This window comes from Planococcus antarcticus DSM 14505, assembly GCF_001687565.2.
Classification (GTDB): Bacteria; Bacillota; Bacilli; order Bacillales_A; family Planococcaceae; genus Planococcus; species Planococcus antarcticus.
The window spans coordinates 1303890-1327736 of sequence record NZ_CP016534.2; the positions used below are offsets into that span (position 1 = coordinate 1303890).

Below are 23847 nucleotides of genomic sequence, written 5' to 3' on the forward strand. Positions count from 1 at the left end.
TGCGACAAAAACACGTTGCTTCGCCAGATCGTCTCATGCCCGTCGAATCTACACGGGCGCTTGCGCTTTTCTTATGGAATGCCCTTAATCCTCGTGTAAAAGGCCACAACGGCTTGAAGTTCAATCCGGATTTTTCTGGAACAAACTTGACATGGGAAACGAGTACCGTATCAATTTCGAGAGCAATCTCGCAGGATATAAGGAGGAACATTTTTGAAAAACCGTCGATTGTTTACATCAGAATCAGTAACAGAAGGACATCCGGATAAAATCTGTGACCAAATATCAGATGCTATTTTAGATGCAATCTTAACCGAGGATCCAAATGCGCGTGTCGCGTGCGAAACAACAGTAACTACAGGGTTGGTTCTGGTAGCCGGAGAAATCACCACTTCCACTTATGTAGATATTCCAAAAGTTGTTCGACAAACCGTAAGAGAAATCGGATACACGCGAGCTAAATATGGTTTTGACTCAGAAACAAGTGCTGTTCTTACAGCGATTGATGAGCAATCACCGGATATTGCTGCAGGTGTCAACGTAGCACTTGAATCACGCGAAGGCCAAATGACAGATAAAGAATTGGATGATATCGGAGCAGGCGACCAAGGGTTGATGTTCGGGTACGCTAACAATGAAACAGAAGAATTGATGCCATTGCCGATTTCGTTGGCGCATAAATTGGCGCGCCGCTTAGCTGAAGTACGCAAAGAAGAAATTCTTCCGTATTTACGTCCAGATGGCAAAACGCAAGTGACCGTTGAGTATGATGAAAACAATAAACCACTTCGCGTGGACACGATTGTTATCTCTACTCAACATCATCCAGAAGTAACTTTGGAGCAAATTCAACGCAATATTAAAGAATATGTCATTAAAGAAGTTGTACCAGCAAAATGGATCGATGAAGAAACCAAGTACTTCATCAACCCAACTGGTCGTTTCGTTATTGGCGGACCTCAAGGAGATGCAGGCTTGACTGGCCGCAAAATCATCGTTGATACATACGGTGGCTATGCACGTCACGGCGGCGGTGCTTTCTCAGGAAAAGACGCGACAAAAGTTGACCGTTCAGCAGCCTACGCTGCTCGTTATGTAGCGAAAAACATCGTAGCAGCTGGTCTTGCAGACAAATGTGAAGTGCAATTGGCGTATGCAATCGGTGTAGCACATCCTGTATCGATCGCTTTTGACACGTTTGGCACTGGTCTTGTCGATGAAGACAAATTAGACGATTTGGTACGCGCGAACTTTGATTTGCGTCCTGCTGGAATCATCAAAATGCTAGATCTTCGTCGCCCGATCTACAAGCAGACTGCAGCTTACGGACATTTTGGCCGTACAGATGTTGATTTGCCTTGGGAACGTACAGACAAAGCAGCGATCTTAAAAGAACAGGCTGGCGTATAAGCTGGCATGTAAAAAAAGGACGACTAGGCAGTAATGCCCGGTCGTCCTTTTTTTAATGCTTTACTCTTTTTGAAACGATTTGTAATAAGCCCCTTTTTCAGCGTACTCACGAACAATTCGTTCCATGTCTTCTTTGTCGTCTTCGCGGAGTTCGCGAATGACTTTTGCAGGACGACCGAGAGCAAGCATGCCAGGAGGAATCACTTTGCCAGGGGGCACTAAACTGCCCGCCCCAACAAACGCACCTTCTCCGACTTCTGCACCATCAAGAATAATAGAACCCATGCCGACCAAAGCGCCTTTCCGAATGGTGCAGCTATGCAGAGTCACTTGATGGCCAATCGTCACGTTGTCTTCAAGGAGCAATATTTTCCCTGGGCTTTGGTGAAGCATGCACAGGTCTTGAATATTAACTTTTTCACCAATAATCGTTGGGGAAACGTCACCACGAATAACGGTGTTAAACCACACAGAAGAGTCTGCGCCAATCATCACGTCACCGGAGATGGTGGTATAATCTGCAATAAAAACAGATGGATCGATTTGGGGGGATTTTTCTTTAAATGGATAAATCATGGCAAAGCTCCTTTAAACAAGATAAGATATTCTTAATCGTAACAAATCAAGTCAAAACGTCAAATTAAAATACAACATCAAGAATTGATTGGCAGGGAAAGGAAGTTGGATTATGTGGAAATGGCAAGCTGACGGACCAGCAAAGGCAGTAGTCTTGTTGATACATAGTGCATATGAACAACATTTGCGTTATGCATGGCAAATTGAAAAGTGGCGTTCGGCCGGTTTTGATATCTATATGGGTGATTTGCCGGGTCATGGCAAAAACGCAGGGGCAGACAAGGTTCACCGGGAGTCATTCGATGACTATGAGCAGGCAGTTAATGATATGCTGAAGCTTTCGTCAGAAAATGATCTGCCGGTGTTTGTTATTGCCCACGGCCTCGGTGCTACGATCACCATGAATGTCCTCGGCAACCGCAAATTCAATGTAGCAGGCGCCATCTTTACGTCTCCTTGGCTGCAGTTAAAGAAATTGCCGCCAAAAGCGCCGAATGCATTCCCAGGCGTTGCGCAATTGACGGGCCGCAGAAAAATAGACCATGGCATCGAGCTGCGCCATCTAACACGCGACCGCTTTTCTTATAGCCAGGAAACCGAAAGCAAGCTTTATCACTCTGTTATTACTGCGGGATGGTATAAAGAGTTACAGGGATATATGAAAGAAACTGCAGCTGCTGTTCAGGTGTATCCTCAGATTCCGACTTATCTACACACAGCGGAGCGGGATGTGATCACCGAAAAAGAAGCGGCTCGCCAATGGCTGCTGAAGCAGCAGCTTACCGAGTTCAGCTACAAAGAATGGAAATTCTGTTACCACGACATATTTCAGGAACCGGAAAAAGAAGCAGCTTTTCTGGCGACTCAGGCATTTATCCATACCGTTTTGCGTTCTGTCGGGTATTTGATCGAAGAGTGATAAAGAAAATCAATGTCGTACGCTTTGTCCCAATGACAGGTTACGTGTGATAAAGGAGAGAAAGAAGTTTGGCAATAATCTATAGTGTGCTGGATCAATCACCAATTTCAGAAGGCAGCTCGCCGCAGGAAGCCTTAAAACAGACAGCACTACTCGCGCAACAAGCTGAAGAGTGGGGCTATAGACGGTTTTGGGTGTCTGAACACCACGATGCACCGACTTTAGCTGGGTCGTCACCGGAAGTGCTAATTGCACATCTTGGTGCTGTCACAAAAACCATCCGTCTTGGTTCGGGTGGTGTTATGCTGCCGCATTACGCAGCTTTTAAAATTGCAGAGAACTTCAAATTGCTAGAAGCCTTATACCCAGGCAGGATCGATGCAGGAGTCGGCAGAGCACCTGGAGGCATGCCGCGTGCTTCTTATGCATTGAATGAAGGCAAAAAGCGCGACACCAGCCAATTCCCTGCCCAGATTGACGACCTTCGCATGTATTTGACCGACTCGATCCCTGAAGAGCATCCATACTACGGCATGAAGGCAACACCAATCACTGAGCACAGCCCGCCTATTTGGATACTGGGCTCGAGTGAAAGCTCGGCACTGCTCGCAGCAGAAAAAGGATTGCCTTATCTATTCGGACATTTCATCAATGGCGAAGGCGGGCAGCATTTTGCCAAGGAGTACCGTGAACGTTTTATGCCCTATAAAAAAAGTAAGCCCCATATAGGCTTTGCCATTTTTGTCGTCTGCCAGGAAACACAGGAACAGGCGGAGTGGGTGGCTTCCTCAATGGATTTATCACTTTCCATGGGAGCCCAAGGTATGCCCTCTAAAGGTACGCCCCCGCCTGACAGGGCAATAGCCTACCCCTACTCCAGATTCGAAAAATTACTGGTCGCTGAAAACCGGCGGCGAATGGTTGTCGGGACACCCGAAGAAGTTGTGGACCGGCTAGAAGAACTAGCCGCAGAGTACGAGGCAGACGAAGTGATGTTGGTTTCCTCTGCCTATTATTTTAATGCTAAACTGAAAACGTTTCAGTTGATCGCAGAGGAAATGCAGAAACGTGAATAGGCTGAAATTGGTCTGATTAAGCGTTCGTAAATGTATCCGCAAATTCGCGAACGTTCGTAAAGTGTTTTGACACGTTTACGAACGTTCTTTTTGATGCTTTGTCACTGTTTTTAGAGCGTTCGTAAAAGTGTACTTTTACGAACGGTTTTTATTTTGAAGAAAGAATATTTAGCCCACCTTCATGTTTATGGAAATTAATGTTAATCTAATATAGGTTAGTCAGAATTGAATGTAAATTAGTTGTTGTTATTTACTCTCAAAAGAATAGAAAAAGAAAGTTAGAAAAAAATGCAGTCAAAATTAATACTAAAGGGGTAAGCAAATGTCGATTCGAAATTCTGCTAAAGCAATTATTATTAAGGACTCCAAAATTCTACTTACAAAAAATATAGATCAAGAAGGTCACTTTTATCTTTTTCCTGGCGGGGGACAAGATCATGGAGAAGTTCTGTCAGATACCGTAAAAAGAGAATGCTTAGAAGAAATCGGCGAAAACGTGAAAGTGAAAGACCTTCTTCACATTCGAGAATATATAGGCAAAAATCATGAACATGCGCACTTTGACAGCCACGTTCATCAAATTGAATATTATTTTGTGTGCCATATTAGCACTGAACAAAATATTTCTTCTGTGCCTTCTAATCCTGACTCCCATCAAGTAGGAATTGAATGGGTACCGATACAAGATTTGATGGACTTTCGCATCTACCCAAAAGGGATTCGTAAATATATTCAAGAGTATAAGGACAAAAAAAGAAATACTGTTTATTTAGGCGATATAAATTAAGTCAGATTTGAAACTTATACTTTATTAAAAGGGGAATCGATACATGACCACATCGTATGTGAAGTGGGGAGAAGCCACAGTTAAATTAACTTGGGAAGCGAATAATTCCCTTCCCGAGTATCGGTTAATAACTAGTGTGCATGGCTTTTGTTTTTATGAAGATCAATTGCTCTTAGTCGATTTGAATCATCGCGGATGGGATTTCCCTGGAGGGCATATCGAAGAGAACGAAACCCCGAAGGAATGTTTTCAAAGAGAAGCGATGGAAGAGGGATATGTTTCAGGGAGTTCTCAACTACTAGGGTATATTGTGGTCGATCACTCAGAAAATTTGGTTTGGGATGAAAATGGAAAATACCCTAAGGTCGGGTACCAGGTATTTTATCGGATGAATATCGAGACATTGCATCCCTTTAAGGCGGAACATGAATCCGCACAAAGAATATTCATTCCGATTAATGAAGTTGCTAATTATTATCATGAATGGAATGGGTTATATCAAGAAATTCTTTTAGAAGCTCAATTAATGGTAGGTAGATAATATGAGATTAATACTAAACTGAAGAACTAAAGAAGGTTAAGGGGATTGTTCCTAAACCATCCCTTTAAATACCGATAATATAAAAACAAATTAGCATTCAGAAGATACGACTCTGGCTGCGCTTTTACAGTAGCATATAGGGGGATTTAGATGATTGCATACGTTCAACATAAAGATATTCTTGGAGATTTATACATACCTGCTAAAGAAAAAAATAATGGGATTGGCCTCGTGTGGCTAGCAGGACTCCCAAATAAACCCATGGCTGAAGATATGGGGAAACCATTGTCAGACTTAGGTTTCACGGTATTACAGGCACGCTATCCTGGAAATTGGCAAAGTTACGGAGATTTTGGACCTTCGACATCGCTTGATGGAGCAATATTAGGTTTGGAATTACTCTCCCAAGGCCAGACAATTAATCTAAATAACCAAAAAGAAGTAAGTTGGAATGTAGAGCATCTTGTCTTGGTTGGTGTCAGTTATGGTGGCGGCATAGCCATTTCGGCGTTGGGTTCAACTGATTTAGCCGATGCTGCAATCGCCTTATGTCCGCTGATAGAACCCGAGTATCAGAATACCGATCCGGCTTTACCTGAGGATGACTTGGCAACACTCTACCCTTATTTAAAGAGATGTCATGAAAATGTGTACCGGAATCTGGATGAAAAAGAATGGCTAAATTATATACAGGGAAACCATATTGCCATTCCTGCGAATTACTTGGAAAACTTAAAAGAAAAACCGTTACTTTTAATTCATGGCACTGAGGACCACGCGATCCGACATTTTCATACACAAAATTTTTATAATATCCTCAAAAGTTTCGGTTCGAAAAAAGTCGGACTGCATATTGCGGAAGGAATTGGACACGGTACAGAATTAAGAACTACTACAAGAGATAGGTGGATTCATTGGTTGAATGAATTATTTGGCTGATTAAGACATATTTCTTTTTTAGTCTAAAAAAAGAATGCTTTTGCGAAAGGCTATTTTCTAAAATATTTCTTCGATTATAATTTTAGGGTTTCAACATAGTATTATTGGCAAAAACGGTGACAAATTATATTTGTAGGGTGATCAATCGATGGTAGGAATAAGTATAGCAACGAAGTGGGAATATGAAGCGACATTGGAATATTTCAGCGTAATAAATAATGAACGTTTCGGTTATCCTTATGGCGAATATTTCATAAGAACAATTGATGATGTCGAACTTGTTTTTTATAGTACAGGGGTAAGAAAAGTAAATGGTGTTGGTGGCAATCAGTATATGATTGCTAAATTTAATTTAACTAAAGTAATCGTTGCCGGCACATGTGCAGGAATAGATCAGCAGTTCAGTAATTTGGATATCTTTATACCTGAGAAAGCCGTTCAATATGATTGCACAGTAAAAGAAATTGAGCCTTTTATTAAACAATCCTTCATAGTTGATATTGATTTATCCAAATATGGCAATGACTTTTATACGGGAACAATTGGCACCGCTGATAAAGCTGTAGTTATGTGGAAGGACTATTTAGAACTTAAAGAAAACGAAATAACAATAGCCGATACAGAAGCGAGTGCAATTGCTTATATCTGTAAGAAGAATGATATTGAATGCATTATCATTAAAGGAATATCTGATTTTCCAACAGAAGAAAGTGACTCTGATAAATTCGAATCAAACATAGAACAAATTAATATTTATTTAGAAAACACACCCAAACCTGAATTATTCACGCTTGGTCGCTCATCCGGGAATTTAGCTGAAATTCACTGATTGTCGAAATTTTTTAAGGCATATTTCCTCTTTTTCATTTCATCTACGTGAAATTCTGCATCGACTCATTTAAAAAGAGCGTTTTTGGGCAGACGACTCCCTTGGCAGAGATCCAAATTTCAAAAAAGGAGTAATGAGAAGCTATTCGATTTTCAGCTGTTGAATCCGGGCGAGGATTTTCCAAAAGAAGTCTTGGTAGACAAAACTGGAAGACAATTTGAAGTAAAGAGACCGTCCTGACTTCACCAGCTTACTGGCCACTTTTACCAGTCGTGTCCGGATGGTCTGGATCTGCATCTTCTTTTGCCCTTCCGGAAACGTTAATGTGCGCAGCCAATTCACTAAATTATAAGCCAACAGGCTTAGCATCATTTTCGCTTCGTTCACTTGGTAGGAATGGCTGTTCATTCGATCAAATCCAAACCCATTTTTAGCTTCTTTGATGTAATTTTCCATGGTTCCTCTTTTTTGATAGGTGCGGACAATGGCTTCCGGGGAGAACACGTCCGTGAAATTCGTCACAAAAAATGTATGGGTAAAGAACAATTCACCCGCAGGCCGTGCGGACTGGATGACGACTTTCCGGGGCTTATCCCATTTTTTCGCCTGATAGGTTGTTTCTGAAACATGATATTCGGTCTTTGTGCTGTCAGATGGTGTCGAAGATGGATGGTATTCCTCCGCAAGACATTGCAGGATGGCATTGGATTTGAGCCGGATGACGTAATAGACCGATTCCTTTTCACATAGTTCATACAAAGCCGGAACGGCAAACCCACTGTCCCCGCGGATGAACGGCGTCGTCTCAGGAAACTGTTCATTATAATGTTCAATCAGCGGCCGGATGAAATCCACGACTCCGTTGGATGTGTAGACATTGCCGGGGCGCAGCTGGGCTTTCAAGAAATCACCGGTGATCCCGTCAAAAGCGACCAACGGATGGAAACCGACCGTCCCGTAATGGGCATTGTACGCCGCATCGCACTGGTTGCCGTAGGTATCGGCATGTGTCGAGTCCAGATCGAAGATGATCGCTTCAGCTTTCCGGTGCCGATGCACTTTATCGAGCAGTTCCTGGTTGGCTTGTTGTAATTGAATCATCGCTTCCGGATTAAAACGTGGCCAAAAACGAGATAGACTGGGTTGGGAAGCTAACGCTCCTTGTCCGAGAACTTGAGTGAAAATCGGATCGTCCGTCAGGTGGTCCGCAGCATCATCTTCCGCATAACCCGCTATTATCTGGTAGATTTTCTGGCCGAATAATTTTTCGTTCGAATGGATCCAATGAGAACGAGTATCTTTCAAATGAAGATGCTTCGCCACGGTTTGCGAAAAGCCAAGCTTTACGTCGAATTCCTTGAACAGGAACGCGCCGGTATCTGAGGAAAGTGAACCTCCATCATTTGATAATTTGATCTGACGATTGAAATCAAGGGATATTTGCGGTAATGTAGCCATAAGAAGAATCCTTTCTGTTGGTTATTTTGTGGTGATTTAACCTTAGCAGAAACGGATTCTTTTTTCATTTTTTTCATGCATAAGCAAAGGCCCCAAAAGCCGATGAACTCGGGTTTTGGGGCCTTTATCAATAAATCGGTGAATAATTCAGGCCAAAGTTATGAACAAAATATTTGATGAGTATTTAGAAAGATTTATTTAAATAAATTTCAAGTTAAAAGTAAGAGTTTCGAAACGAAATAGGTTTACATATCATGAGTTATCGGAAGTGAAACGAGAAAGAATAGAATACAAAAAAGGACGAAACGAAGAATAGCATTCGTTCCGTCTTTTTTTATTGTTCACTTCAATTGTTCAAGCCCATAATTCCGGACACGAAAAACATGGTCGCATAAAATATCGATGTCTTCCTGATTGTGGCTCGTCAACACGATTGTTTTGCCTTGCTCTTTAAGCAAGAATAGTAAGTCGCGTATTTTTTCTACACTATCGATATCCAAGGCGTTGAAAGGCTCATCCAGAAGAAGAACTTCCTGATCTTCCATAATGGCTTGGGCCAACGCCAGTTTCTGCTTCATGCCAAGTGAGTAATTCTTCACCTTTTGCCGAGCTGCAGGCTGCAAGCCGACAGCAATCATCGCTTCTTTGATTTGTTTGTCAGTGATTCGATTTTGAATCATCGCCAAATAGTTGAGGTTCTCAAAACCGGTTTTATTGCCCAAATAACCTGGGCGATCGATTATGACGCCAAAGTTCTCAGGAAATCTGTTCTGTTTTCCCAATTTTTCACCTCTTACTGTAACAGTTCCTTGATCCGGGAAGACAAACCCACACATCATTTTGAACAAAACGGACTTGCCAGATCCATTTGGGCCGACTAATCCGTAAATCTTTCCCTTTTCAATGGAAAGATCCGTGTTCTCAAAAAGTACTAGCCCTTTATAGGACTTGCTTACATCTTTCATTTCAATCAAGGTCATTTTGCCACATCCTTTTCAGAAATTGAAATCTTTTTTTCGGAGCAAATAAACAAGTGCAACCCACAGTAGCAAGTTATAAATCAGCAAAACAGCTGAATGCTGTAAGAGGGGTGTGGAAGCTTGCAATAAGCCCATGCTGTTTAATCCGAAAGGGAAGAAGTAATTGAAATTCGCACCTGGAAACATGAAAATGCTCATGCCAAGCAGAACCGTAAAACTTTTCATTACATCTTTTGTCAGCAACGATACAAAAACTACCAGCAAGATGTAGAATGCAAGCTGCAAAAAACCGTTCACCCAAAAGTGATAGAGAATCAGCAAGAAAGAAGTATGCGGAAACAACTGCGAAATCTCCATTAACGGATAATCAAAAGAAAGTCCAATTACCAATGCGCCAATCATCAATATCGCTAAAAAAAGCAAGGCAAATCCGAATAGCTTAGCCAGCCATCCTGCCAGCCATTTAACCATTGAACGATGCCGGATGATCGATGTGTAATTCAATTCCTTTAGCTGTGTATGTAGAAAAAGTTGGACGAAATATATGAAACCTAAAAAGACAATCAGGTAAAAACTGAAGGATAGAATATCGAAACCTTCCTGGGTCGTACCGAAAAATGAGACAATCCAATAATCACTGGCCGTCAATTGCTCTCCGTGGAATTGAACAGCTTTCATTATAAGTGCGAATAAGATGAAACCGCTGAATACGAGAATCGGCCATTTTTCTTTGAGGTGTGTTTTTAAAAAGGGATAATCCCTTCCAATGAGCTTTAAACTGCATATGCATATCACCAGTATCGCACTCAGAACAGCTACAGGAATAGCGAAATGACCGAAACTGCCAATGCCGTGGAAAAGACTTAAATAGTTCGGCAAGGAAATCCATTTGAATGATGGCGGAAACACTTTGAATGATAAAATTGCCAAGATAAATAAGGAAGTCAGAAATGAATTGAGTAGCCATTTGCTGTTGGAAGTCGCGTATAAAATAGCAGCAAGCAAATGGATAATGCTTAAGGTCAAGAAAAATAACAGGAACTGACCAGCCCAAGCCAATAAGGGAGATGAAAAGAAACTACTCAGGATAGAAAGAATTCCATTGCCGTTTCGGTCAAGGCGAGAAAACTCACTCCATTCCGTAGAAAAGGGAAGACCGAGTGCCAATCCCAAAATCGCAGCATTCCAAAGCAATAACAAGGAAAGAGTGAATATTGAAAAATGCAGTGTTTGGCGAACAATCCATTTGGAATACGAGCCGAAACGGATCAACCTTGTGTATTCAAATGTTTGTGTCAGTTGATAACCAATTCTGAACAGGAACAATGGAAACATCAAGTAATTGATTAAGTAAACATCATTGCTTCCTTGAATCAAAAGATCCCAAAAATTCATGGAAAGCTGTTCCGTTTCCGAGACGGAGATCAGGGACTGGCGAATGCTCCAGGCATACAGGCAAATTACCGGTACAATCCATAACCAACTCAGAGTCTGCAACTTATTCCGCATAATCATAAACAGCTTTTTCGAATCTCATTTTTGTATAGAAGACTAATCCGGATAACAACACAACATTCACCGTGAATGGCACAAACACTGTCCAAAGCGGCTGCTGAATGATATTAAAAGGGAAGACCGTGCTGGTCATTGAGAACTGCGGATATCCCAAAACTGCGATGGCAAAATCAATGACAAAATACCAAAGGAAAGGCAACGAGAGCGCCAGGAAACTGTTTTTAATTAGTAGCGTCAAGACATAGGCAGCCGTTGCATAAAGGACCGCATTTACAGCTACCCACAAGGAATAGATGATAGCGTATACCAAGGTGCCATATTGAAGAAAAGGCTCAAACGTGCCAACCGAAACGACTCCTTGTCTCCGTGTGAAATAGCTGACGAGTCCGATAGCTGGTTCAATATAGACGATAAAAACAAAAGGTAGAAAAATCATCAGAAAAGCAGTACCAAAAACGACAACGGCATTCACAATACCTTTTGCAGTTACATACTGAGAAAGACGAACGCGTGTCTTCGTATAGGTAATAAAGTTCTCTTTTTGTTCAATGGCGTAACTGTTGGCATAAAGAATGATAAAAAACAAAGGAAATAGTAACGCAATGACGCTTCCAATGGCTTCCGTGTGCACATCGACGGGTCGGTAAAATTCATAACCGGTACGCACCGCAAAAAATTGAATGGTCGGTAAAATGAAGATAACGGCTAGGCAGATAAGCAATCGCTGCAGTGTCATGGCTTTTTGCCATTCCGTTTTGATTAGATGCTTCATGATTTTCTCCTTTCTTTAAGCCCCTGCTAATTTATCGCTCCACTTTTCTTTTTGCATGGTAACGATTGATCGTAAACCAAATAGAAAATAAGATGATAAATCCAGTCAGGCCAATTGCCAATAACAACAAACCGATAATTCTTGTATCTGTGATTTCCAATACTACAAAATTTTCATCCGTCCCGTAGCTGTATTCTGTTGAAAACAGACTGGTGGGGAAACTGGTTTCACGGGTTGATGTGTAAAATGGTTCAGCAGATGATGTTTCAGGGTAAATCCTTGCCTTCTTGATATAGTTGGCTTGGTCGAGAAGCGTTTTAATTTCCTGTTCATCCACTTCTGCCAGTGTTGCAGAATCTCCAGCGATCGCACTGATGCTGTAAGCGATGTCGGCTTGTTCCGATGTCTGGTTATTGCCGTTTATGATAATGAAAACAGCTGCAATAACTGTTACCAGCAGCAGTCCGATTCCGATGGAAAGAATCCTTTTACCAAAATTCTTCTGACGTTCAAACAACTGATTGACTAAGTTGCGCAGCTCGGTGACTTCACCAAAACGTTCTTTGGCAATTTGAACCGCTTGCTCCTCTGTCTTGCCTTCGACTTGCAGCTCTTGAACCGTTTCCAGCAAATGATTTTTCATTTCCAGTTTCAGTTCCTGAATTTCTTGATCGTTCCCTTTTGCGTGGCGATAAACCTGATCCACATATTCATCAATCTTCCGAGTCATCATTTCCACCTCCGATAAATCCATCGATTAACCCTTTTACAAATTCCCACTCTACCTGTTTTTGGCGATAGCCTTCTTGACCTAAAGGAGTCAACTTGTAATACTTGCGTCTCCCACCAGCGCCTTGTTCATCTCCCCAGTAAGACGAGATCCAGTTATTTTTCTCCATCCGTTTCAAAGAAAGATAGAGGGTGCCTTCTTTCATCTCAAACTGATTCTCACTCTTTTCCCGAACCACCTTGGCAATCTCATAGCCGTATCTGTCTTTTGTAAAGAGAAGAGAGAGAATGATGGTATCGATATGTCCCTTCAGCACTTCTTTGTTGATTTCCACAAGATTCACCTCTTTCATTTAATATAAATAACTATACCTAATAATGCAAGGTATTATTTTAAAAAACGGCAATCTATCATGATAATTAGGTTTACATATGACAGATTATCAGAAGTATAAGAGAGAAAAAACTAAATTCAGAAGGAAATCCTCTTCATCTAGATTCATTTGCTATTAAAAAGAGAAAAACCCCAGTGAAGGATAGTTAAACTCATCCGTCACTGGGGTTCAATTCATTATGTGTACCGAAATCTGCAATCATACCTAATTTGTTAGGAAGACAGCTAACTTTTTTCAGCTGAATGATTTTTCTCTTTTCACTAGTTTTTCATTTTTAATCGCCTGTTTAAAGGATTGCTTAATAGAAGGGTTATCCAACATGAGTTGCATTAATCTAGCTGCAGAGCCATTAGGGGAAGAACGTCCAATCTCCCATGCCTCCACTGTACGTGTAGATACACCGAGCACATCGCCAAAGTTTTTTTGCGTAGCGCCTAGAGCTTTTCTTAATTCTTTTACTGAAGTGAGATCGATTTCGGGTAAATCACGTAATTTATAAGTAATAACCTCGACATGTTCTGAATTACCCTTGGCAAACTGATTTAACTGATTGACACTCTCTTCAAGTAAGTTTTCAAAATCCAATTTGTTTGATTTCATCCGACCCACCACCTTCTTACTTATTTTTCTTCAATTCTTTTACTCTATTCTTAATGATGCTTTTTTCTTTATTAGTAAGCGTTTCTTTATCTGATTTCTTATAAATTAGCAGCATAGCATAGACACACCGACCATACTTGGAGTAAATAATGCGATACCCACCACTTTTCCCAACATTGTCACTCGAGCTATCAAATCGAAGTTTTATAGCGCCTCCGGTATCTGCGATAATATCTCCTAGTAGATTACTTGGATCCGTGTTGTTTTCTTCATATTCTCGGACTTGTTTTTCAAATCTCTTTTTATCTTTTTCTAATAAACCATAGTGTTCCCAGATTTTATTGAAGACTTACGTATAAACAAACACTAATTCGACATTTTCATTATACTTTTGTTTTCCACTCGGCTCGCTCCAGTTACATGACTTTTATATCTTTATTTTATACGATTATATCGTAGTATTCAAGTGATAACTTTCGATAATGTGTTTAGAACCATACAATGGAGAATGTGCATTTTGAACGCTAAAAATATAATGGAGAGAAGGGAGAAAGTAAAAAATCAAGTTTCTACCGATAATTTACCTTCGTAAGGAAGATATCGATTCGGAAAGAAAAGCAATAATTATTCAGTAAACCAACGTTCTTATTTGTTCGTAAAAGTGTACTTTTACGAACGGTTTTTGCTGTTTCTTGGAGTTTGTCTTATTCAAAAAAAAGCTGCCATAAAAGGCAGCTTGATCTTTCCTTAAAAATTTTGTTAGTTGAATAAGAGATAAAAAAACAGGCCAGTTAACTGGCCTGTCTTTTCAAGGGTTATTTATGACTTTGCATTTCCCAGTCTTTTCTAAGTAGACCCATAATATAAACATCATGATATTTTCCAAATCTAAAAATTTCTTCTTTTAGCGTACCTTCCAAGAGGAAACCACATTTTTCATAAGAGCTAATCGCTCTTTTGTTATAGCCAAACACTTGAAGTTTCACTTTATTTAAATTCATGTAATTAAAAATAAAGTCTACCAATACGTTCATTGAATCAGTTCCATAGCCTTTTCCTTGGTGGTCAGGGCCTATTGAAATACCAACGTAGCAAGTACCACTTTTCCAATTTACTAAGTAAACAGCGATGGTTCCAATGAATAGCTTTTCGTCTTTAAGTTCGATTGCAAACGCATAGTCATCTTTCTCCGAACTAATTTCATTAAGAAACTTCTCATGATCTGCATCAGTAGGAGGAAATGGTATGCCATCATTCATTAGTAAACGACTTTCCATTACATTTTCAATTGCAAAGAACTTTTCATAATCCTCTTTTGTAATTTTCCGTAAAGCAACTTCATTTCCTAATAAAAAATTTTCACTATATTGCTTAATCAATTTAATGTCCCCCAATTAAATTGCAGGGGTCAGCAGTAAGGGGTTCAGTTGTTTTACTGTGCCCTTGCGAAGTTATTTTGTTTGTTAAATACTTTTAAAACTTCTACTGCAATGCTCGATAACATAGGCTAATCTCCCTTTTTTTAGATACATAAAGTATACCTTCAATTTCCCTGGAATTCCAACTAAATATATAAAATAGTAAATTATGTAACTGATTAATCTTCAAACCTCTGATCTGTTCACTGGACGGGGTTGTATACGTCCATACATACTAGGTTTACATATCATCAATTTATCGGAAGTTACCTTTGAAAATGAAATAAAGGAAGAAAAGATGGGTCGCAAGCCAACTTTTCTTCCTTGTTAATATTTCCTGGCGAGAACGACCATAGAGATAAAGATAGTGCTGATCATGAGGGAAATTAAAATATTGATGGCTTCGATTGCAGACAAATGGATAAGATTAAAACGAAGAGCTGACGTAACGACAAACGCATAAAATAAGAAAGAAAAACTTGAAAAAAACATGGCTTTTTCTCGGATCATCCTTGTTCGTTCATCTTTTTGGATAAATTGCGGATACAAGTAGCTTAAAGAAAAAGACATTACAGCCAAAGAAAGCAGAGCATAAGTTTCAGAATTTGGAGCGCTTTTCACCATAATGGCTGCAAGTATTAAAAAGCCACTGATCAATGAAAAAAAGGAACCGAAGATTATAAATACTGCGCGATTTCCGATAATATCTCCTCCATATGTTTAAGTAGTTTGTTCATTCATCAGTTTCGTCCAGAAAGAAAACATCTTCAATATAAGTATTAAAAATTTTGCCTATCTGTAAGGCGAGAGGAAGGGAAGGATTATATCTCCCTTTCTCAATCGAAATAATCGTTTGCCTGGAGACGCCCAATTCCTTTGCCAGCTTGTCTTGTGAATAATCGTGTTTCTCCCGAAATTCCTTCAATTTATTATTCACTTAATCACTTCCTCATTTAATAAGTTCAGTATATATGTAAAGTTCGCTTTACGTCAAGCTTACTTTACACAAAAGTTTACATATGACCAATTATCGGAAGTGATATTAAACTAAAAACTATATTTTTCATAAACAAATAGGCTGTTATAAACTGTAATTTTTCTTCCTTTTAACTGAAATAGTTACGTCATGAGTGTTAAAGATTACTTCACTTGCTTAATGTAGATACATCGTATATACTAAGAGTGCAAATAACACTCTGAGGAGTTGAATCGTATGCCGCAAATCAAGCAAAAAGTTAGTCATCGAGAGGCTAAACTTCAGAACTGGGGTAACAGTAAAGCAGTTCGTCTTACAAGAGATATCCTCGAGGAAGCCGGATTCAATGCAATGGATGACACTGTACTTGATGTAGAGATTGAACCAAATCGAATTTCTTTAGTTCGAAAAAGCAAGTTAACTCCGTTTCAAAAGTTATTTGTTGGATATAATGGTGGAAAACCTGAGCCTGAAGTACTCTGGGATGAAGTAGAACCAGTCGGAAAAGAAGACTGGTAAGCAGTTAATAGGCTTTAAGATCATGTGCCTGTACTTAATCCTCAATGGAAAAGTACAGGCACTATTTAAATGGAGGAATAGTGATGACAAGATTTTTTAAAGTTGGTGATATTATAAAGGTCGATATGTCCCCGGCAAAAGGGCACGAACAGCAAGGTTATCGCCCAGCAATCGTGGTTTCAGAAGAAAATGTACATAAAGAGACCGATTTAATTTGGGTCTTACCCATTACCAATACGGATAAAGGTTACCCAACCCATGTGCCGGTAAATGGAAGAACCAAAAATAACCAGATAAGTGGTAAATCCAATCAGACTTCTGGCTTTGTTTTGTGTGAAAAGATAAAGGCAATTGACCCCTCAGCCAGAGCAGCAAGATTAACGGATGAGGCCCATCAGGATCTCGTTGAAGATTGCAAGGCGATTATTGACGCCATAACTTATATAGGATGAAGCATGAAGGGATCAATCACAAGGATTGGTCTTTTTTAATACTTTCGTTGTTTTCTGTTCGCAAAAGTGTACTTTTAAGAACGGTTTTATTTTTGAAGGCAAGAGAGAGACATAACTAAATGTGAAGAGAAAAACAAAACGGTGTTAACACTTTACACTAAAAGCGTAAAAAGTTTTGAGGATTAAGAAAAAGGTCTGGCTATTATGAATATGCTAGACCTTTCTCTGTTTAAAAATATTATTTAATTTTTCTGAAGCTTAAAAGAGAAGTAACTACTAAAGCGATAATCGAAGCAATAAGGAAGGAAAGGCCAATAATACCCATTCCCATTCCAGACCATCTCCCGACTATAAAGCTTAGGCCGATGGTTATAATACTTAAAATAGCCACGATTAAGGGCACTACATATTGAAATGAAGAGTTTTTCTTATAAAACATCCAAGAAATATAAATCAATATAATACTAGTGATAAGCGTAATAATAATCAAATCCATTTTATATATCTCCTTAGAATAAAGATTTGGAATCATCATAACATATACTCGCGCTCGCTAAACTAAATTACATTAATTATAAAATTTCCCATTTAAAAAATCTATATTGATTTAGAAATTTATTGTATTACAGGTTGGATGATTTGTTCTTCAACTGAATACCACCAGCAAGAATAACAATAGTAAGCAACAGAAATCTACTTTTATTAATAATACAAGCTACTAGAGAGACCGAAAAACATTTTCAAATAATTATTCTCTTCGTTCGTGCGTTTCTTCAAGACATCAAATAACGAAGATCAGAGGGGATTTATCAGTTATGTGTAAAATTATAAAATACTTGTATACGTATATAGATTAGTTTATATATGACCCATTATCGGAAGTTACTCGAAGACAAACGGACAGAAGCTGCTAATCGAAGCAAATGTTTTATGCTTTTCTTACTTGAAAGTGTAAGGTTGCGAAAGTCTGTAACGAATAAGTTTATAAAATATTTCCAAACAGAATGCTCTACAAGAACGCATGAGTTAAGCTAATACTGGCATGTTGGCGAGTTAAAAAAACTGAGCCAGGAAAGTGCCATCCAAAATAAAAAAGACCATAGACAAACTCAATTGAAATGAGTGTGTCTATGGTCGGTGTGGTCGCACTATTAAGTGATTTTTACAATTGGTTTGATGGTGATTCCTTTTTTAGAGTCTTCAAATGCTTCGTTAATCTGATCAAAATCATATATTTTAATAAGTTTATCGAAAGGGAACATGCCGCGCTTGTAGTAATCCACCAGTTGTGGGATGAACACTTGCGGAATCGAGTCGCCTTCAATTACCCCCATGACTGTTTTGCCTTCTGCCATGATGTCGTTATGGACATCGAAAGTGATTTCAGATGTCACACCAACAATGGCGCATGAACCGAGCGGGCGCAGGGCGTGGATGGCTTGTTTAACGACAGGGGGTACTCCTGTTGTCTCAACCGCGTAATGTGTCCCGCCTTTGCTAATCTTTTTGATTTCTTCTACGACGTCGACATTTTTGCCGTTCAGTATATGCGTCGCACCTAATTCCTTCGCGAGCTCCAGACGTTCATCGTGGATATCAACAGCAATGATATTAAAGCAACCTGCGATTTTTGCGGCCATTACAGCGCTCAATCCAACTGCTCCGCTGCCGTATATGGCGATGGAAGAACCAAACTCAGGCTTGAATCGGTTCAATACTGTGCCCGCTCCAGTCTGGATGCCGAAGCCTAGTGGGCCGAGCAGAGCCAAATCCACTTCTGAGTCAACTTTGACGACATTCCGTTCGTTGGCAACCGCGAAAGTCCCGAAAGACGATTGGCCAAAAAACGTTGACACGGCATGGTCATGATGATGGATCCGGTTTGTCCCGTCCTGCATCTTGCCTCCAAAGTTCAACTAATTGAAACTTAAGCAAACTGTCGGATGCCCCGTTAGGCAATTTTCACAATGGCCACAATAAGCAAATGATAGCACCACATGGTCGCCGGCTTGGATTGTCGTAACGCCGGATCCTACTTTTTCAATGACTCCAGATCCTTCATGTCCAAGTACTGCAGGAAACGGCGACAAGCCCAAATCTCTTGCAACAGCATCTGTATGGCAAACACCGGCAGCCAAAACTTTCACTAACACCTCATTAGCTTTTGGTTCGTCTAGTTCCACTTCTTCAAATTTAAAGTCTTCTCCTAAGCCGTGTGTAACAGCTGCGTGTATTTTCATTGGAATCCTCCTCAATAAATTTGTTCCTGTTAAGTTAGCACCCGATTATCTACTATTTATACATGATCAACAAAGTGGATGGGAATTTATGCCATAAGACAAAAGAGAAAGACATTGTATCTTGAGACGTTTGAAAAGAAATTTGAAAAAAGTATAAAAACAGAGGTGCTGCCTAAGTCAAGAACTTAGGCAGCACCTCTGTTTCTTGTTTAAAGATTGATGCATTGGCCAATTGAAATTTAAGAGTTAACTCGTGCTTTTTTAAGTTTCTTATACTTACTGTTGATGTTCGTGCGTCGGTTCATTTTTTGCCGTGCAAAGAATGGAGTTGCTATGTTTGTGTGTTCCTGTTTCCATTTGAATTGTCACATGTGTAATTCCTTTATGCTCTAAGCTTTGTTCAATTTTGTGCAAGATGTTTTCACTTTCTGCAATGGTCAGGTGGGTATCGACCACCGCATGACAAGACAGGGCATCATATCCGCTTGTAATAGTCCAGATATGAAGATCATGAATATCTCGGATTCCTGTTGTCTCGCTGATAGTTTTCAGGACGTCATTTACATTCATGTTTTGTGGGGTTCCTTCCATCAAAACATGAACTGCAGCTTTTGTAACAAAGTAACCGCTTCTTAGAACGAGAATCGCGACAATCACGCTTGCTGCTGGATCGGCCCATCCCCAACCAAAGAAAATGATAAGTAAAGCAGCTACAATGGCGCCCACTGAGCCCAGCATATCACTCAAGACATGTAAATAAGCGCCACGCATATTCAAGTTCTCATGAGTATCTTCGCCGCGCATCATAATCCAAGCGACGAGAATGTTTACAACCAACCCAATGACGCTGATAATCAGCATTCCCGTGGTGGCTACTTCTGGCGGATTTGCGAAGCGTCCAATGGCTTCATAAAAAATATAGAGAGCAATCGCTATTAATGTCACACCATTTATTACGGACGCGAGGATTTCAAAGCGTTTGTAGCCATAGGTTTTACTATGATTTGCTGCTTTTTCGGCTAGTTTGAAGGCGATAAGAGCAATCGCCAATGAAATGGAATCACTTAGCATATGTCCGGCATCCGATAAAAGAGCCAAGCTATTTGTCAAAAAACCTCCGATGGCTTCAATAATCATGTAACTGGTAATGATAAGAAACGAAATCATCAGTATTTTTTTGTTTGCTCCATGTGTATGGTCGTGATTATGATCATGCGCCATCTCAATTCCTCCTTCCAATTTTAGAATTGAAAAAGTCTACTTTAATTTTTTGGGAATTTCTAAGACCACGCCATGTTTAGTTATGAGTCGCATGCTCAATGGCCTGATTTAACAGATTCATAATGTGGTCGTCATCTTTTGAATAATACAAAGTCGTTCCAGCTCTTCTGAATTTCACTAAGCGCAGTTGCTTTAAAAAGCGTAATTGATGAGATACAGTGGACTGTCCTAGATTTAATCTTTCGGCTAATTCATTGACGGAATGTTCGGCAGAACAAAGCAGATTCAAAATGCGGATCCTTGTCGGGTCGCTCAATGCTTTAAACGTTTGGGAGACCAAGAAAAGGGTTTCTTGATCTAAAGGATGTTTGTTTATAAAAGAATCTTCATTTTTGTTCATGTGTTGATTCATTAGTCGTACACCTCCAAAGAAAAATGTGAATTTTATAATCAATATATGAGCATATGTTCATATATTGATTATAAAACCCATATGTAATCTATATCAAGCCAACCGCTGAAAGTTCTTTTTCTAGAATTGTTGAATCCAAAAGAAGAGAAGAGAGTCTAAAAAAGGAATAATGTTATTTAAATTTTTAGAATTTGTAATATATTACAAAAATATTTCAGTTTTGGAAGGAAAAGAAATGCTGATGTAACACTTTATAAGGTTTTAGCTGTTATACTGACCGGGTCGCAATTTTCGAAGAAACCTATTTTTTTAAATTTACATACATATAATACATATAGATTAAAGCATTAGATAGATCTTGAAAGGGGAACAAGTAGTTGATTTCGAAATGGATGGTAACAAGTTTATCCTCTGTATTAGCCTTATCAATTTTGATACCAACAGCTAACGCAGATACATTAAGTGAATTGGAGCAGAGACAGCAAGAAATGCAACAACAGCAAAGCGAACTAAATTCAAGCATCGGTGAAAAATCAGGGCAAATCAATCAAAACGTATCAAAGCTAGAACAGTTGGCAGCTACAATTGCAGATTTGAACACACAAATCAATGATGCAGAAGCAAAAATCAACAATGTTCAAACGGAAATTGATCAAACAAAAATAGAAATCGATGACTTAAAAAAATCTATTGAAGAACTCAAACAAAAGATTGCCGAACGCGAGGGACTGTTGAAAGAACGAGCTCGTGCCATCCAATTGAGTGGAGGCTCTGTAGATTATATTGATGTTCTTCTAGGCGCAAACAGTTTTGTCGACTTCATCGATCGGTTCTCTGCTGTTAACACGTTGATCGAAGCTGACCGGGAAATCATGCGTGAACAAGCGGCAGACAAAGAATTGCTAGCCAAACAAAAAAAACAAGTAGAATCCAAACTGGCTGAGCAGGAATCACGCCGTTCGGAATTAGTTGGGTTAAAAGCATCTTTAGACAGTAAGAAGACGGAACAAGCAGGTTTTGTTCAAAATTTGGAAACTGAACAGAATCGATTGGCAGCAGAAAAAGGTGGTTTAGAAAATGAACGCACCGAAGTTATTGAAATCAGTTCAGATTTGGAAGAACAAATCATTAACGAACAAGCACGCTTAGCTGAAATTGCTAGGAAAGCAGAAGAAGAACGTCAACGAAAAATAGCAGCTGAGAAGGCTGCAGCAGAAGCTCTTGCACTAGCTGCAGCAGAAGAAGAAGCTCGCGTACTAGCTGAAGCAGCAGAAGCTCGTGCACGAGAAGCAGCAAAAGAACAAGCTAGTGAGAAGGCTATTGCAATAGAAGAAGCCCGTGCACAAGCAGCCCGCGAAGCGGAAGCTGCTAGTAGCGCGAAAGCTGAGTCTGCCAAGGCTAAACCAGCCATCCAGCCGAAAGCAGCAGCTCCTGCTGTGAGCTCTCCTAGAAAAGTAGAAGCTGCACCTTCATCCAACTCGATGTTTATTAAACCCACCTCTGGTCGGTATTCGTCAGGATTTGGTGGACGGGATATCGGTGACGGTGCCGAATCGCATCTTGGTCAAGATATTGCCAATGTGACGGGCACTCCAATTTCAGCTGCGGCGTCTGGCTATGTTTCTTTTGCCGGTAGAATGGGTGGTTACGGGAACGTTGTGATCCTGACTCATTCAATCAACGGTCAAACCTATGCGACTGTTTATGCCCATATGAGTGCTATTAACGCTTCGGTTGGCCAGGCGGTCACACAAGGGCAAAATGTTGGATCAGTCGGCAGCACAGGGCGTTCTACTGGACCTCATCTACACTTCGAAGTGCATATTGGTCCATGGAATGGGTCTCGCTCAAACGCAGTGGACCCGATGAATTACTTCTGATATAGATTAAAGAATAGCATGCACGTGAAAAAAGAACTGAACCCCAAATGGGAACACTTAAAAAAGTGAGCCTATTTGGGGTTTTTTCAGTTTTCAATCCTTGGTACACTAAACTTATCTCAATCGAACAAGAGCGTTTCACCTGAATGAAATCCTATTTATATACATCAGCACAGCGTATTGGAGGGCAATCTGAATGTTGTCTCTGTCTCAAACTAAATCAGCGTAATTGCTGCGGAACTCTAAAAAAAGTTTCAACTATCCAATTTATTCGTATACTTACGTCCTTTTCAGGAAGACTTCAACTCCCTCGTTCTACCTCCTATCCCAAAATACAGGGAGAGATTCATAGGATAATTTTCGATTTCGTACGCATCACGTGGGCTACTTATTATGAACCCTGAAGTTCTTCTTGATGTAGGCAGTCGATGATGTTTTGAAGATCTGTTTCATATCGGTTCTATCTCCGTTTATCGGCAGCTTGAACTTCACTCACCTGAATCTCAAATCCAACAATGTCCTTGAATTCTTTTTACGTCAGTGAAGGGACTGCTCGTCTCACAGAACAGGATTTTCGCGATAGCTCTCGTATTTTGCTTTAAGCTTGTTAGGTTCTATTTTAATTCTTCCTCGGTTAAGATATGGTCTGTGTCGTATGGTGGGGCAGTCCGATAATTTCATATTGGAACATGATCCTTTCCAATCTACAGTTGCTATATTCGTAAAGACTTTTTAAAACTACTAAAATCCGTTTGAATATATAAGTATATGCTGATATGATATTACGAGTCTCGAAAGCAATAATTAAAAAAAGTCCAGCAAATGAGGTGAAAGAAAAGATGGAAGTGAAAGCGAAAGAAATTGAAATTGAACAAGCTAGTGTTGTACTAAAGCTCCTGGGAGACAAAACCAGACTATCGATGATGAAGCTTTTGGAAAAGAACGAATGCTGCGTCTGTGAGTTTGTTGAAATCTTCAACATCACACAGCCAGCCATCAGCCAGCATCTGCGGAAACTGCGTGATGTCGGATTGGTAAAAGAAAACCGAAAAGGGCAGTGGATCTTCTATTCGCTGAATGGAGACAGTGCCATGTACCAAATGGTCCTGCACATTCTGGAATTCATTCCAAGCCAAGATGAGCGAATCAAGGAATTAGAGAAACAAGGATTGCGAATTAGTTGCAAATAATGGAGGGAATGGA

General features: G+C 40.0%; 24 protein-coding genes and 1 pseudogene. 11 read left to right on the forward strand and 14 right to left on the reverse strand.

Annotated elements, in window-relative coordinates; all coding sequences use genetic code 11:
• The first annotated feature begins 213 nt into the window (after positions 1–213).
• A complete protein-coding gene (metK, locus tag BBH88_RS06560) occupies positions 214–1410 on the forward strand; it encodes a methionine adenosyltransferase (RefSeq protein WP_006831236.1) in 1197 nt (398 codons plus the stop codon).
• A 60-nt stretch (positions 1411–1470) separates the two neighbouring features.
• On the opposite strand, the gene BBH88_RS06565 is transcribed toward metK, so the two are convergent.
• A complete protein-coding gene (locus tag BBH88_RS06565; protein ID WP_006831237.1) occupies positions 1471–1986 on the reverse strand; it encodes a gamma carbonic anhydrase in 516 nt (171 codons plus the stop codon).
• Positions 1987–2098: 112 nt separating this feature from the next.
• On the opposite strand from BBH88_RS06565, the gene BBH88_RS06570 reads away from it, so the two are divergent.
• The 6 genes from BBH88_RS06570 to BBH88_RS06595 all read left to right on the forward strand — a co-directional run bounded on the left by BBH88_RS06570 (position 2099) and on the right by BBH88_RS06595 (position 7077).
• Complete coding sequence (locus BBH88_RS06570) at positions 2099–2905, forward strand: alpha/beta hydrolase (protein ID WP_065537091.1); 807 nt, start codon at positions 2099–2101, stop codon at positions 2903–2905.
• 68 nt (positions 2906–2973) lie between these two features.
• Positions 2974–3981 carry an LLM class flavin-dependent oxidoreductase gene (locus tag BBH88_RS06575; protein WP_065537090.1) on the forward strand — a complete coding sequence of 336 codons (1008 nt, stop codon included), beginning with the start codon at positions 2974–2976 and terminating at the stop codon, positions 3979–3981.
• A 322-nt stretch (positions 3982–4303) separates the two neighbouring features.
• Entirely contained in the window at positions 4304–4768 is a 465-nt protein-coding gene (locus tag BBH88_RS06580; protein ID WP_006831240.1) for an NUDIX domain-containing protein, read from the forward strand.
• 43 nt (positions 4769–4811) lie between these two features.
• Positions 4812–5309: an NUDIX hydrolase gene (locus BBH88_RS06585; protein WP_006831241.1), complete on the forward strand. Its 498-nt coding sequence runs from the start codon at positions 4812–4814 to the stop codon at positions 5307–5309.
• Positions 5310–5459: 150 nt separating this feature from the next.
• Entirely contained in the window at positions 5460–6248 is a 789-nt protein-coding gene (locus BBH88_RS06590) for an alpha/beta hydrolase family protein (RefSeq protein WP_065537089.1), read from the forward strand.
• A gap of 148 nt (positions 6249–6396) precedes the next feature.
• On the forward strand, positions 6397–7077 hold the full coding sequence (locus tag BBH88_RS06595; protein ID WP_065537088.1) for a 5'-methylthioadenosine/S-adenosylhomocysteine nucleosidase family protein: 681 nt from the start codon (positions 6397–6399) through the stop codon (positions 7075–7077).
• 141 nt (positions 7078–7218) lie between these two features.
• Here BBH88_RS06595 and BBH88_RS06600 read toward each other — a convergent pair whose 3' ends face one another.
• The 9 genes from BBH88_RS06600 to BBH88_RS06645 all read right to left on the reverse strand — a co-directional run bounded on the left by BBH88_RS06600 (position 7219) and on the right by BBH88_RS06645 (position 15881).
• Positions 7219–8535, reverse strand: a complete 1317-nt coding sequence (locus BBH88_RS06600) for an IS1380 family transposase (protein WP_065536202.1) — start codon at positions 8533–8535, stop codon at positions 7219–7221.
• A 341-nt stretch (positions 8536–8876) separates the two neighbouring features.
• Positions 8877–9515 carry an ABC transporter ATP-binding protein gene (locus BBH88_RS06605; protein WP_065537087.1) on the reverse strand — a complete coding sequence of 213 codons (639 nt, stop codon included), beginning with the start codon at positions 9513–9515 and terminating at the stop codon, positions 8877–8879.
• Between the two features lie 15 nt (positions 9516–9530).
• Positions 9531–10910 (reverse strand): permease, encoded by a 1380-nt coding sequence (locus BBH88_RS06610; RefSeq protein ID WP_238323423.1) that lies wholly within the window; start codon positions 10908–10910, stop codon positions 9531–9533.
• 103 nt (positions 10911–11013) lie between these two features.
• The gene (locus BBH88_RS06615) at positions 11014–11802 is read right to left on the reverse strand and encodes a hypothetical protein (protein ID WP_006830824.1); all 789 of its coding nucleotides are present in this window, start codon (positions 11800–11802) and stop codon (positions 11014–11016) included.
• A gap of 31 nt (positions 11803–11833) precedes the next feature.
• Positions 11834–12556: a permease prefix domain 1-containing protein gene (locus BBH88_RS06620; RefSeq protein ID WP_169823199.1), complete on the reverse strand. Its 723-nt coding sequence runs from the start codon at positions 12554–12556 to the stop codon at positions 11834–11836.
• Positions 12516–12866, reverse strand: a complete 351-nt coding sequence (locus BBH88_RS06625) for a PadR family transcriptional regulator (protein ID WP_006830826.1) — start codon at positions 12864–12866, stop codon at positions 12516–12518. Before BBH88_RS06625 ends, BBH88_RS06620 begins: the two co-directional genes overlap by 41 nt.
• Before the next feature lie 294 nt (positions 12867–13160).
• The gene (locus BBH88_RS06630) at positions 13161–13526 is read right to left on the reverse strand and encodes a helix-turn-helix domain-containing protein (RefSeq protein ID WP_006830827.1); all 366 of its coding nucleotides are present in this window, start codon (positions 13524–13526) and stop codon (positions 13161–13163) included.
• A gap of 815 nt (positions 13527–14341) precedes the next feature.
• Positions 14342–14905, reverse strand: a complete 564-nt coding sequence (locus BBH88_RS06635; protein ID WP_083387750.1) for a GNAT family N-acetyltransferase — start codon at positions 14903–14905, stop codon at positions 14342–14344.
• A gap of 772 nt (positions 14906–15677) precedes the next feature.
• Entirely contained in the window at positions 15678–15881 is a 204-nt protein-coding gene (locus tag BBH88_RS06645; RefSeq protein WP_065537085.1) for a helix-turn-helix transcriptional regulator, read from the reverse strand.
• Between the two features lie 276 nt (positions 15882–16157).
• Here BBH88_RS06645 and BBH88_RS06650 point away from each other — a divergent pair, with 276 nt between their 5' ends.
• Together BBH88_RS06650 and BBH88_RS06655 are read left to right on the forward strand one after the other, a co-directional pair.
• Positions 16158–16439: an AbrB/MazE/SpoVT family DNA-binding domain-containing protein gene (locus BBH88_RS06650; protein ID WP_065537084.1), complete on the forward strand. Its 282-nt coding sequence runs from the start codon at positions 16158–16160 to the stop codon at positions 16437–16439.
• 83 nt (positions 16440–16522) lie between these two features.
• On the forward strand, positions 16523–16891 hold the full coding sequence (locus BBH88_RS06655; protein ID WP_065537083.1) for a type II toxin-antitoxin system PemK/MazF family toxin: 369 nt from the start codon (positions 16523–16525) through the stop codon (positions 16889–16891).
• Positions 16892–17129: 238 nt separating this feature from the next.
• Here the strand turns inward: BBH88_RS06655 and BBH88_RS06660 are convergent, their stop codons facing one another.
• From BBH88_RS06660 to BBH88_RS06675, 4 genes and pseudogenes are all read right to left on the reverse strand, one after another.
• A complete protein-coding gene (locus BBH88_RS06660) occupies positions 17130–17387 on the reverse strand; it encodes a YesK family protein (RefSeq protein WP_065537082.1) in 258 nt (85 codons plus the stop codon).
• 655 nt (positions 17388–18042) lie between these two features.
• A pseudogene (locus BBH88_RS06665) lies at positions 18043–19131 on the reverse strand (NAD(P)-dependent alcohol dehydrogenase).
• 276 nt (positions 19132–19407) lie between these two features.
• Positions 19408–20352 (reverse strand): cation diffusion facilitator family transporter, encoded by a 945-nt coding sequence (locus tag BBH88_RS06670; protein ID WP_065537081.1) that lies wholly within the window; start codon positions 20350–20352, stop codon positions 19408–19410.
• A gap of 76 nt (positions 20353–20428) precedes the next feature.
• On the reverse strand, positions 20429–20764 hold the full coding sequence (locus tag BBH88_RS06675) for an ArsR/SmtB family transcription factor (protein ID WP_065537080.1): 336 nt from the start codon (positions 20762–20764) through the stop codon (positions 20429–20431).
• Positions 20765–21141: 377 nt separating this feature from the next.
• On the opposite strand from BBH88_RS06675, the gene BBH88_RS06680 reads away from it, so the two are divergent.
• Together BBH88_RS06680 and BBH88_RS06685 are read left to right on the forward strand one after the other, a co-directional pair.
• Entirely contained in the window at positions 21142–22644 is a 1503-nt protein-coding gene (locus tag BBH88_RS06680) for a murein hydrolase activator EnvC family protein (RefSeq protein ID WP_083387754.1), read from the forward strand.
• Positions 22645–23483: 839 nt separating this feature from the next.
• Positions 23484–23834 carry an ArsR/SmtB family transcription factor gene (locus BBH88_RS06685; RefSeq protein ID WP_006830830.1) on the forward strand — a complete coding sequence of 117 codons (351 nt, stop codon included), beginning with the start codon at positions 23484–23486 and terminating at the stop codon, positions 23832–23834.
• Positions 23835–23847 lie beyond the last annotated feature (13 nt).

What these genes read in the sequence shown, in the direction of transcription:
- BBH88_RS06565 (WP_006831237.1), bottom strand. Translation starts at nt 1,986, where the DNA reads ATGATTTATCCATTTAAAGAAAAATCCCCCCAAATCGATCCATCTGTT.
- BBH88_RS06675 (WP_065537080.1), bottom strand. Translation starts at nt 20,764, where the DNA reads ATGAATCAACACATGAACAAAAATGAAGATTCTTTTATAAACAAACAT.
- BBH88_RS06660 (WP_065537082.1), bottom strand. Translation starts at nt 17,387, where the DNA reads ATGGATTTGATTATTATTACGCTTATCACTAGTATTATATTGATTTAT.
- BBH88_RS06580 (WP_006831240.1), top strand. Translation starts at nt 4,304, where the DNA reads ATGTCGATTCGAAATTCTGCTAAAGCAATTATTATTAAGGACTCCAAA.
- BBH88_RS06685 (WP_006830830.1), top strand. Translation starts at nt 23,484, where the DNA reads ATGGAAGTGAAAGCGAAAGAAATTGAAATTGAACAAGCTAGTGTTGTA.
- BBH88_RS06605 (WP_065537087.1), bottom strand. Translation starts at nt 9,515, where the DNA reads ATGACCTTGATTGAAATGAAAGATGTAAGCAAGTCCTATAAAGGGCTA.
- BBH88_RS06620 (WP_169823199.1), bottom strand. Translation starts at nt 12,556, where the DNA reads ATGGATTTATCGGAGGTGGAAATGATGACTCGGAAGATTGATGAATAT.
- BBH88_RS06595 (WP_065537088.1), top strand. Translation starts at nt 6,397, where the DNA reads ATGGTAGGAATAAGTATAGCAACGAAGTGGGAATATGAAGCGACATTG.
- BBH88_RS06590 (WP_065537089.1), top strand. Translation starts at nt 5,460, where the DNA reads ATGATTGCATACGTTCAACATAAAGATATTCTTGGAGATTTATACATA.
- BBH88_RS06615 (WP_006830824.1), bottom strand. Translation starts at nt 11,802, where the DNA reads ATGAAGCATCTAATCAAAACGGAATGGCAAAAAGCCATGACACTGCAG.
- BBH88_RS06630 (WP_006830827.1), bottom strand. Translation starts at nt 13,526, where the DNA reads ATGAAATCAAACAAATTGGATTTTGAAAACTTACTTGAAGAGAGTGTC.
- BBH88_RS06600 (WP_065536202.1), bottom strand. Translation starts at nt 8,535, where the DNA reads ATGGCTACATTACCGCAAATATCCCTTGATTTCAATCGTCAGATCAAA.
- BBH88_RS06655 (WP_065537083.1), top strand. Translation starts at nt 16,523, where the DNA reads ATGACAAGATTTTTTAAAGTTGGTGATATTATAAAGGTCGATATGTCC.
- BBH88_RS06610 (WP_238323423.1), bottom strand. Translation starts at nt 10,910, where the DNA reads ATGAATTTTTGGGATCTTTTGATTCAAGGAAGCAATGATGTTTACTTA.
- BBH88_RS06585 (WP_006831241.1), top strand. Translation starts at nt 4,812, where the DNA reads ATGACCACATCGTATGTGAAGTGGGGAGAAGCCACAGTTAAATTAACT.
- BBH88_RS06650 (WP_065537084.1), top strand. Translation starts at nt 16,158, where the DNA reads ATGCCGCAAATCAAGCAAAAAGTTAGTCATCGAGAGGCTAAACTTCAG.
- BBH88_RS06570 (WP_065537091.1), top strand. Translation starts at nt 2,099, where the DNA reads ATGTGGAAATGGCAAGCTGACGGACCAGCAAAGGCAGTAGTCTTGTTG.
- BBH88_RS06670 (WP_065537081.1), bottom strand. Translation starts at nt 20,352, where the DNA reads ATGGCGCATGATCATAATCACGACCATACACATGGAGCAAACAAAAAA.